This window comes from Bradyrhizobium ferriligni (assembly GCF_056837965.1).
This window is the reverse complement of sequence record NZ_JBXEJO010000004.1, coordinates 165,073-175,034: the sequence shown is the minus strand read 5'-3', so window position 1 is coordinate 175,034 and position 9,962 is coordinate 165,073. Positions and strand designations below refer to the sequence as shown.

The window sequence follows — 9,962 nt, the reverse complement described above, 5'->3', positions numbered from 1 at the left end:
ACCTCGGCATCAAGCTCGAGAACGTCACGCTGCAGATGCTCGGTCGCGCCAAGAAGGTGATGATCGACAAGGAGAACACCACGATCGTCAACGGCGCCGGCAAGAAGGCCGACATCGACGCCCGCGTTGCCCAGATCAAGGCGCAGATCGAGGAGACCACCTCGGACTACGACCGTGAGAAGCTGCAGGAGCGTCTCGCCAAGCTCGCAGGCGGCGTCGCGGTGATCCGCGTCGGCGGCGCGACCGAGGTCGAGGTGAAGGAGCGCAAGGATCGCGTTGATGACGCGATGCACGCGACCCGCGCGGCTGTCGAGGAAGGCATCGTCCCGGGCGGCGGCGTCGCCCTGCTCCGTGCCTCCGAGCAGCTCAAGGGCCTGCGCACCAAGAACGACGACCAGAAGACCGGCGTCGAGATCGTGCGCAAGGCGCTGTCGGCTCCCGCTCGCCAGATCGCGATCAACGCCGGTGAAGACGGTTCGGTCATCGTCGGCAAGATCCTGGAGAACAAGGCCTACAACTACGGCTTCGACTCCCAGACCGGCGACTATGCCGACCTCGTCAAGAAGGGCATCATCGACCCGACCAAGGTCGTCCGCACCGCGATCCAGAACGCTGCCTCGGTTGCCGCGCTCTTGATCACCACGGAAGCGATGGTTGCCGAGCTGCCGAAGAAGAACGCCGGCGGCCCCGCGATGCCTCCGGGCGGCGGCATGGGCGGCATGGACTTCTAAGCGACGAAGTCGTCCCGGACGCGGTGCAGCGCAAAGCGGTGCACCGCAGAGCCGGGATCTCGCTCAGCGAAAACGAAATGCAGAACCCCGGCAGCGATGCCGGGGTTTTTGTTTGGGGCGAGCTCGCTTACCGCAGCGCGGCCAGTGCGGATATTTGCACAACCTCACGCTGATGCAGGAGCCTCACGCTGCTCTCAGCATGCACGTTATGCACAACACTCTCCGTAAATATACGTTGGTCTGAGTTGACAATCTCAAAAAAAATTTTGTGCGAGAGTCGCAAACCGAACCGACACTGTCGCCTTCGTCCCGCACAGTAAGCTCGGGACGAGATCGAACTTCACTCTCAAAAATCTGAATCGAGCACGGAGCGTCAGCTCCCGTGACGCGGGCAAGCGTTGCGGAGAATGCTCTCACTTGCAAGGGAGGCTGTGCCGTGGGCGAAAGCGAAGAGGTTCTCTGCCAAGCCGCCTGAAGAAGCGGAATTGAAGTCACATCGAGGATTCGTTCAAGGAGGGACCTGGCCGGTTGGAAGAAGCCCAGTGACGAGAGCGTGCAGCCCCCACTGCCGATGCTCCGTCAAACGCCGCAGGTGCGCGATGCCCCCCTACTACCCCGCGCACCGATCTGGGGCCAATCCAACCGGCCGGACTATTTCTGCAAGGCAAAAGGCAAAAAGCAAAAGGATATATGGGAGGGAGGCGCTCATGGGCATGGTGATGGTCAGATGTCCGCAAACCGGACACGCGATTTCCACCGGAATCAAAACCGATCGCGAGAGCTTTCGACGCAGTACCGTGTTCTTCGCGCGCACGCCCTGTCCGTTTTGCCGCGCGGATCACGCCTGGTTTGCGCGGGACGCCTGGGTCGATGAGCCGAGCATCCGCGTGCGGCGACGCCGCGGCGGCGGTTCGCCGGCCTGACAATGGCCACCCCTATTGACGACCGCGATGGAGGGACACCATGGCGCATGTGCAGATCTCGACGGAAACGTCTGCCTGGCTGCTGCAGGCCAAGGACTTTCTCGATGAGGCACGACGGCTGAAGCCCGGCCCGAAGCGCAATGAGTTGCGCGAGACCGCAAAGGTGCTGCGCGAGATCGCGAAGCACGAAGGGGTATCCTCGCCTGCACGGGAGCTTGATCGGCGGCCGGGAAGCTGATCCGACCAGGAACGCGCTTACACGGCGTCATCAGCCTCGATTTCCGGGATGCGCGGATCGTTGGCCGGCGCCATTCCGCGCGTTCGAACCTTGTCGCCCGAGAAGATCTCCTCGGCCTCGAGACGCATGACGCGATGGCATTCGCACGCCGCGGCCAAGAGCCGCGCCTGGTCGATCTCGATCCGGCCCCGTTGATCCGACCTGATCGCACCGCGCTTGCGCAGGTTGCCCATCAGCAAGGTCACCGTCGTTCGTCGTACGCCGAGGATTTGCGACAGCGCGTGCTGGGTCAGCGGGAGGACGTCGCTGTCGACGCGGTCGCGAAGCTGAAGCAGCCAGCGCGCCATCCGCGCCTCGACCGGGTGGAGCGCATTGCAGGCGGAGCCGAGCTGAAACTGGATCAGCATCGACCTGACGTGCTTCTGGATCGCCTGCCGAATCCCGGGACTGCGGCCGAAAGCGGCATGAAAGCGCGCCGCCGGGATCCGTGAGGCGGTACCAGCCGCACGAACGACGGCGGTAATGCCCGACGGCGAGGCTCCGAGAACCGAAAGACTGCCCACGGCCCCTTCGCATCCGACCACGCCGGTCGCGACCGTCTGCCCATCCGCCATGTCGATCATCAACAGGATCGCGCCGCTGTGAGGAAAGAAGACGTAGTCGATCTCGTCACCGGCGCGCGCCAGGACCGCATCCTGTTCGAGCACGACAGTCTCAAGTTCCGGTTTCAGGAGGTCCAGATCCGCCGGCGACAATGTCGCGAGAAGGCGATTACGAGTTCCACTCGAAATGCTCACCTGCGGGAACGTCAACGGTCGCACAGCTTACTCACTCGAACACAGGATCAAAAACAAATTCCAAACGATTGACCGCAAGGCGGAATTCTCCGCGGCAGCGTCCTTAAAGTTAGATGCAAATGCGCCGCCGGACGCAATAGCAAAATGCGCATCGTCGCACCGTAGAACTTCGGGAACTCAACAGTTCCAGTTTCGCATCGCTCGCGCCGCGCGCGACATCCGAACCTTCTCTTTCACCACCTGCGCAGGCGTGGGGCGGACGCGGTGTGACCGCGCCGCTGCGGCGGCACCCGTCAAGACGCGCGCGAGTGGCGGTCCGGCCACGCCTGCATGAGCAGTTCCTGCGCGTCCTTGATTTCGGGAAGATCGAGCGCCGGATCGAAGCCGGCGAGCACCGGCGCCAACAATTGAGATATCTCCTCTGCCCGGCCGCTGCGGCTGTAAAGACGTGCAAGTCCCAGCGCGCCGCGCAGCTCGAACGTCCTGGTCTGCTGCCTTCGCGCGATCTCGAGGGCGCGATGGAAGGCATTCTCCGCGCCGGAAATGTCAGGGCTGTGACGACGCGACCGCAGCTCTCCCTGCACGCGGTATAGCTCGGCATCAAGCCAGTGCTGCCCGGACTGCTCCGTCGCGTCGATCAACTCATCGATGATGTCGAGCCCGGCATCGACATGCCCGGCCTCGGCATTCGCCACGGCGATCTGCAATCCCCAGAACGGTTCACAGAGATAGCAGTCGTTCTCGTGAAGCAACGTCCAGCCACGCTGCATCTCCGTAAGACCTGCGGCCCGGTCGCCGGCACGCCACTTCTCCAGACCATTGAGATAGGTGCCGGCGGCGACATAGAGCGGCATCGTGTGGTCCTGCGCCAGGCCCAGGGCAAGGATCGTCTCGGTCTGGCGCAACCTGCTGCCGCACAGCCCGTCGAAGACGGCCTTGTGAACCAGCGCATTGGCGCGCGCGAGCGCGCGCTGTCTCCCGGCGACGTTCACCGCCGCGCCCGCAAGCTGCCGGGCCCGATCGATCTCGCCACGCGGCCAAAGCACCAGGGCGAGAAATCTCATGATGACGAACGGCAGGTCGAGTGTCGACGCCTTGAAGGTTGCCGGATCCGGCTCGGTCGCATAGGCCGCGAAGGCCTGCTCGAGATGGATGCCCGCATTCACATACTCGCCCGCGAACCAGGAGGTCACCCCGCTGGCCCAGCGCGCGACGATTGTCGCCACCGGCGACTGCGGATGCCGCTCCGCTGCGCCCATGATCGCCTCCGCCAACTCTCGCATCGGCGCGAGCTCGCCGTGGGTCAAGCAGGCGTTGAAGAGGCCCGACTGGATCGGCGCGAGCTCGATTGGATCATCGATGTCAGAGGCGAACTGCCGGGCGCGCGTCCAGGCGGCGACCGTCTCGGGGGCGCTGTGCCCAAGACTGCCCCGCAGCGCGCGGCCGTAGGCGATTTGCAGATGGAGCCGGCCGATCATCCGATCCGGCTCGTCGGGCAGTTCATCGGCGATGGCGACCGCCTTGCCGAGATGCGCGATCGCCTCGCAATAGGCCGAGCGCTTCAGTGCCTGCTGACCGGCCTTGCGCCACCACGCCAGCGCGGTCTCGCCGAGCCCTGCCTCGGTGAAATGGTAGGCAACGACTTCCGGCTCGATCTCGGCCATCTCGGCAAACTTGTCGCGCAACACATCGCCGATATGCTTGTGAAGCAATTGCCGTCGGCTCTTGAGCAAGCTCTCGTAAGCCGCTTCCTGAACCAACGCGTGCTTGAAGCTGTAGCTTGCATCCGGCGGCACGCCCCGGCGCAGCAGCAGCTCGGCCTCTTCGAGCTGGGCAAGCGCCGCGGCAAGCGTCAGATCATCGCGCCCGGCCACGCTGCGCAGCAGCGCATATGAGAACTCGCGGCCGATCGCTGCACCGATCTGTGCCACCTCCTTGACCGGCGCCAGCCGGTCGAGCCGGGCCATCAGCGAGTCCTGCAGCGTCGCCGGGATCGCCAGCGGCGGCAGCGGATTGTCGAGGCGATAGCGGCCGGCATTCTCGACCAGCAGCCCCGACTCCATGACCATCTTGGTCAGCTCCTCGACGAACAGCGGGACACCGTCCGTCCGCTCGACGATCTGCGTCATCATCTCGCGGGGCAGCAACCGGCCGACGGTCACCTGCTCGATCAGCGCGCGGGTGTCCTGCCGGTCGAGCCGATCGAGCCGCAGCAGGCTGACATTGGCGAGCCCCGCCCATGGCGGCTCGAACTCCGGCCTGAACGTCATGAGCATGAGGATCGGCAGTCCCCTGATCCGGTCGACCGCGAGGTCGAGCAGTTCGAGCGACGTGGCATCGGCCCAATGCACGTCTTCGCAGACGACGAGCACCGGCTGCTGCCGGGCAAGGCCCTCGAGCTGGTCGAGCAGCGCTGCGAATGTCTGCCGCCGCTGCTGCGCCGGGCTGAGGCCGAGCGGCGGATAGCGCTCGCCGGTCGGGATCGACAGCAGCGCTGCGATCAGCGGTGTCACGGTGGGCACGTGCTGCGTGCCGAGCGCCAGCATGGCTTCAAGCTTGTCCAGCTTCTGCTCCGGCGCATCTTCCGACCTGATGCCGGCGGCACGTTCGAGCTGAGCGACAAACGGGTGCAGCGCGCTGTTGGTGTGATAGGGCGAGCATTGATACCGCACGCGGCGGTGTGTCCCGGGCGCCAGGCTGTCGGAGAGCATCGCCACGATGCGCGATTTGCCGATACCCGCTTCGCCCGATATCAGCACCGCCTGGCCCTGGCCCTGCCACGCCAGTTGCTGGCGCGACAGCGCAAATTCGATCTCTGCCTTGCGGCCGACGAAGCCGATCGAGCGCGCGGTGCGCACCGCCTCGAAACGGCTTTCCGATGCCGGCTCGCCTTCGACGGCCCACACCGCGATCGGCTCCGAGATGCCCTTGACCTCGCGGCGGCCGAGGTTGCGCAGCGTGAACAGATTGCCGAGCAGCCGGCGGGTCGAGGCCGCCACGACCACCACGCCCGGCTCCGCCAGGCTCTGCAGCCGCGCCGCGATGTTCGGCGCATCGCCGACCAGCGCCTGCTCCTCCGACGCGCCGCCGGAGACGAGGTCGCCGACCACGACAAGCCCGCTCGCGATCGCGATCCGCACCGCAACGCCCTCTTTCGCGCGGGTCTCGAGCTTGCCGATTGCGGCGATGACGTCGAGGCCGGCGCGCACCGCGCGCTCCGCATCATCCTCGTGGGCACGGGGATAGCCGAAATAAGCGAGGATGCCGTCGCCGATAAATCTGGCAACGGCGCCGTCATATGTCGTGATCACCTGCGCACAGGCTGCGCGATAGGCGCGGATCACCTCCCACATGTCCTCGGGATCGAGACGCGCCGACAAGGCCGTCGAGCCGACCAGGTCGCAGAACATCACGGTGAGGTGGCGGCGCTCGGCATCGTGCGGTGAAACCGGCGCGGCGATCAGTTCGGCTCGATTGAGATCGGCGATCGCACGCAGCATCTTGCGGCGATGGCCGAGCAGGACGCCGAGCCTGTCGAAGTCTTCATCCGTCAATTCTGGAAGAACGCCAAGGTCGATGCCGTTCTCGGCAAAACGCAGCGCGTATTGCCCAAGTCCCAGCTTCTCGAGCCATTCCGCAATCTGCTGCATTGGCTTCACCGACGGGTTGACGGCTGGCCGAATGGACCACGGTGCGCAAACGTTATCGCAATCTGCCCGGGGTGGCACCTCTGTTTTGCGGCGTGGCGCAGGACATGCGAATTGTGCCGCGGCGGTGCCCCGTTACAGCCGTCTGCACGTTAACATTCGTACGGTGCCGGCGGTCCGTCCGGGCGAAAAAATCGAAGGGCCGCCCGTGGGCGGCCCCTCTTCTTACGCGCTCTCGGGCGCCTTGAGGCGGACCAGCTTGGTCAGCAGCGCATCGAGGCCCTGACCCTCGCCGGCATGCAGGTCGATGCGGCCGACCTTCTCGACCAGACGCTCGAGCGACTCCAGCTCCTTGAGCCGCAGCAGCAGAGGGTTCTCCTCCATCAGCCTGGCGGTGTTCAGGAGCGAACGCGTCGCCGCGGTCTCCTCCTGGCGGCGGATCAGGTTGGCCTTCGCCACCCGCTCCGCCTCCACCACCTTGTTGACCAGCTCGCGGATCTCGCCGGGCAGGATCACGTCCTTCACGCCGAGCTCGGTGACCTCGACGCCGCTGTCCGCGACACGATCGCGGACATAGTCGCGAAGCTCCGTATCGAGCGCCGTCTTCGCAGACAGCACCTCGTCCAGCGTGCGGCCGGCCACCGCCTCGCGGATCGCGAACTGCACCAGGCGGTACAGCCACGCATCCACGTCGGGCACCGTGGCCACGACCCGCTCGGGATCGACGATCCGGCGGAACGCGGTCAGCGTCACGCGCAGCGCGATGCGATCCTTGGTCAGCATCTCCTGCGCCGTGATCTCGACCGCCTGGGGACGCAGGTCGAGGCGCTTGACCTCGATCTTGCGGCCCGCGATCCAGAACGCGTGCCGGCCGGGCGCGAGCCGCTCGACCAGCTTGCCCTCGACCGTGAGCAGACCGGCCTCGTGGTTCTCGACCACCGCCTCGGTGATGACGCCGGCCCGGTTGGGCTGGATCATCGCGAGGTGGCGTGCCGTGACCCTGGGATCGCTGGTGACGTCGATGCGCTCGACCTCGACCGACGTCGCGACCTTCCAGTACACGCGCGTCTGCCAGGGCGTCATCAGCTGCACGGGACGGCCGTCGAGGCTGACGATCGCGATCTCGTTCGCGCGGGTCTCGATCGCCTCGAACAGCTCGTCGGCGAGATCAGGGCGCGCGGCCTTGATCACCGCGAAGCGATCCGCGGGGAATTCGGTCCGCACGACGCTGAACAGCTCGGCCTTGAGCTGATGCAGGGGATCGAATAGGCGGTGGCGTCCGGGCACGAGCACCTGCTCGAGCCGGCCGTCGCGCATCAGCAACGCGCGCTCGCCATCCTTCACCGTCAAATTGGTCGTCAGGAAGTGCCAGGTCATGACACGCCTCCATTGTTGCTCCGAGGCCCATGGGCCGAAGAGCGGGTTTCATTTTGCAAAGGACGTGAGGACGCGAACGCGGCTTCCTGTCAGCCAAGCGGGCCGTGGCTTGAGGCTTGCGCGATGACGGGCGCACGCGCGCGTTCGCGCGACTGACGTCGCGCGGCCGAGCGGAGCCACCCGGCATCAGCGCAAGCGGTATCCACCGCGGCGCAAAGCCGGTCTCACAGTGTCGATGTTCGGACGAAATGCCTTGCGGCAGGACGGCCGGACTGCGACTGAAGCGCGCGTCCGGTCCCCTTCAGAGGTATCAGCTTTTCAGGCTGAAACGGAGCGCTTGGAGCGGGAATCGAACCCGCGACCCGATGAGTGTCATTCACCTGCTCTAACCAACTGAGCTATCCTTTGTGAGAGACCGGATTCGAACCGATACCTTCGGGATTCCATCCCGACGCTCGCCCATGAGCTTCATCTCGCGATCTTCATTTCGGCGGAACACGACACCGCAAAGCGGCTCGCGCCAGTCGGGATCTCAACGAGCCCGAACCCGTGGCCGAAGCGAAGGAGCGGGCTAATAGACGAAGCACGTCCGGGTTGCAAGGGGGCTGCGTGTGATTTTTTCTTGACGGGGCGGAGCTGTGACCCAGGCGTCGCAGCACGTCCCGTCATTGCGAGGGCGCGTCACCCCCTCTGCGCGACGTCCTGGAAGCAGGCGCGCAGCCAGTCGATGGTGACGCGCGTTGCCGCGTCGCGCTTGAGATGGTTTTGCACCAGGAGCCAGACGTCGCGTCGCTTCGGCAGCAGCGTGGCGCGCAGACGGCGGTCGGTCAGCAGGTCGGCACAGCTGTGCTCCGGCAACACGCCGACCGCGTGATGGGACTGGATGAGCGTGTGGATGATCCGGACATTGTCGGTCACGCAGCGCGCGCGAAGTCGCTTCGTGCGCAGGAACTGCATTTCCGGAATCCCTCCGAGCTCGTCCGGATAGGCGCACAGCATCGCTTCTCCCGCCGTTGTCGCGGCCGGCTCGAAGAAATACGACCTGACCTCAGCGAGCTTCGAGATCGCAAAGTCGCCCTTGTCGGGCTTGCGCAAGCGGATCGCGAGATCGGCCTCCCAGCGCGAGAATTTTACGTTGTCGCTCGACGTCAGAAACTGCAGCGTCAGGCCCGGATGGGCGCGCAGGAATTCACTTGCGCGCGGCGCCAGCACCTCCTCGGCGATCGCACTGGTGGAGGCGATGCGCAGCCGCCCGACCGGACCAGGCAGGCTTTCGCCGATCCGGCCGATCTCCTCGGCATGCGCGGCCATCGCCTGGATATGCGCGAGCACGATGTCGCACTGCCGGGTCGGCTTGCGGACTCCATCGACGGCCTCGAACAGGCGCAGGCCGAGCGCGCGCTCGATCCGCGCCAGCCTGCGTCCGACCGTCGTCTCGTCGATGCGCAGCCGTGCGCTAGCGCCCGCGTAAGTGCCCTCGTCCCTGACGGCCGCGATGATACGAAGATCGTCCCAGTTCATGGCGGCAGGCTATATCGTGCGGCGGCAGCCTGCAATAACGCAGCCATCGGCTGCAATATCCCTGCATAACAGCAGGCAGAACCCGGGCTATGTTTTCGGCGACACATCCGCTGGAGAAAGACCATGACGTCAGCCAAGACATTGATGCAGCTTGCCGGTATCGACCTCACCCCGCCCCGCCTCGGCGACAGCTGCCTGGTGCTGATCGATATCCAGAACGAATATCTTGCAGGTCCGCTGGCGCTGCCCGACGCCAACCCGGCGATTGCGCGCGCCACCGCCTTGCTGTCGCGCGCGCGGGAAAGCGGCGCTGCGATCATCCACATCGCGCACAAGGGCCAGCCGGGCAGCCTGTTCGACCGCACCGCGGAGCGTGGCGCGATCGTCGCGCCGCTGGCACCGCGGCCGGGCGAAATCGTGATCGAGAAGCAATTGCCGAATGCGTTCGCCGGCACTGACCTCAACGCGCAGCTTGCCGCGACCGGCCGCAAGGAGCTGGTGCTCGCCGGCTTCATGACGCATATGTGCGTGAGCTCGACGGCCCGCGCCGCGCTCGATCTCGGCTTCCGCACCACGATCGACGCCGACAGCTGCGCCACCCGCGACCTGCCCGACGGCGTCGGCGGCACGATTGCCGCAAGGCTCATTCACGACGTCGCGCTCGCCGAACTGTCCGACCGCTTCGCGATCATCGCCCGCGGCAACGCGCTCGCCTGAGGGCCGCTCCC

The 9,962-nt window shown here is 65.7% G+C and carries 8 protein-coding genes and 2 tRNA genes; 4 read left to right on the top strand and 6 right to left on the bottom strand.

From position 1 onward, the window contains the following. The 3 genes from AC1VNY_RS03805 to AC1VNY_RS03795 all read left to right on the top strand — a co-directional run. Window positions 1–731, top strand: a 731-nt coding sequence (locus AC1VNY_RS03805) for a TCP-1/cpn60 chaperonin family protein (protein ID WP_482404141.1), incomplete at its 5' end; no start/stop codon positions are given. Between the two features lie 707 nt (window positions 732–1,438). Further along, window positions 1,439–1,654, top strand: a complete 216-nt coding sequence (locus tag AC1VNY_RS03800; RefSeq protein ID WP_016840464.1) for a hypothetical protein — start codon at window positions 1,439–1,441, stop codon at window positions 1,652–1,654. Between the two features lie 40 nt (window positions 1,655–1,694). Continuing rightward, on the top strand, window positions 1,695–1,892 hold the full coding sequence (locus AC1VNY_RS03795; protein ID WP_304496009.1) for a hypothetical protein: 198 nt from the start codon (window positions 1,695–1,697) through the stop codon (window positions 1,890–1,892). A gap of 17 nt (window positions 1,893–1,909) precedes the next feature. On the opposite strand, the gene AC1VNY_RS03790 is transcribed toward AC1VNY_RS03795, so the two are convergent. From AC1VNY_RS03790 to AC1VNY_RS03765, 6 genes are all read right to left on the bottom strand, one after another. Continuing rightward, complete coding sequence (locus AC1VNY_RS03790; protein WP_482404148.1) at window positions 1,910–2,647, bottom strand: Crp/Fnr family transcriptional regulator; 738 nt, start codon at window positions 2,645–2,647, stop codon at window positions 1,910–1,912. 335 nt (window positions 2,648–2,982) lie between these two features. Next, window positions 2,983–6,339 carry an adenylate/guanylate cyclase domain-containing protein gene (locus tag AC1VNY_RS03785; RefSeq protein WP_482404140.1) on the bottom strand — a complete coding sequence of 1,119 codons (3,357 nt, stop codon included), beginning with the start codon at window positions 6,337–6,339 and terminating at the stop codon, window positions 2,983–2,985. A gap of 222 nt (window positions 6,340–6,561) precedes the next feature. Then, window positions 6,562–7,713, bottom strand: coding sequence for a slipin family protein (locus AC1VNY_RS03780; RefSeq protein WP_482404139.1), 1,152 nt, complete (start codon window positions 7,711–7,713; stop codon window positions 6,562–6,564). A 337-nt stretch (window positions 7,714–8,050) separates the two neighbouring features. Next, window positions 8,051–8,117 (bottom strand) — tRNA-Val (locus AC1VNY_RS03775). Between the two features lie 2 nt (window positions 8,118–8,119). Beyond that, window positions 8,120–8,190: transfer RNA gene (locus AC1VNY_RS03770), tRNA-Ser, on the bottom strand. 204 nt (window positions 8,191–8,394) lie between these two features. After that, window positions 8,395–9,234, bottom strand: coding sequence for a LysR family transcriptional regulator (locus AC1VNY_RS03765; RefSeq protein WP_482404138.1), 840 nt, complete (start codon window positions 9,232–9,234; stop codon window positions 8,395–8,397). 123 nt (window positions 9,235–9,357) lie between these two features. On the opposite strand from AC1VNY_RS03765, the gene AC1VNY_RS03760 reads away from it, so the two are divergent. Then, window positions 9,358–9,951, top strand: a complete 594-nt coding sequence (locus AC1VNY_RS03760; RefSeq protein WP_176937246.1) for a cysteine hydrolase family protein — start codon at window positions 9,358–9,360, stop codon at window positions 9,949–9,951. Window positions 9,952–9,962: the final 11 nt, after the last annotated feature.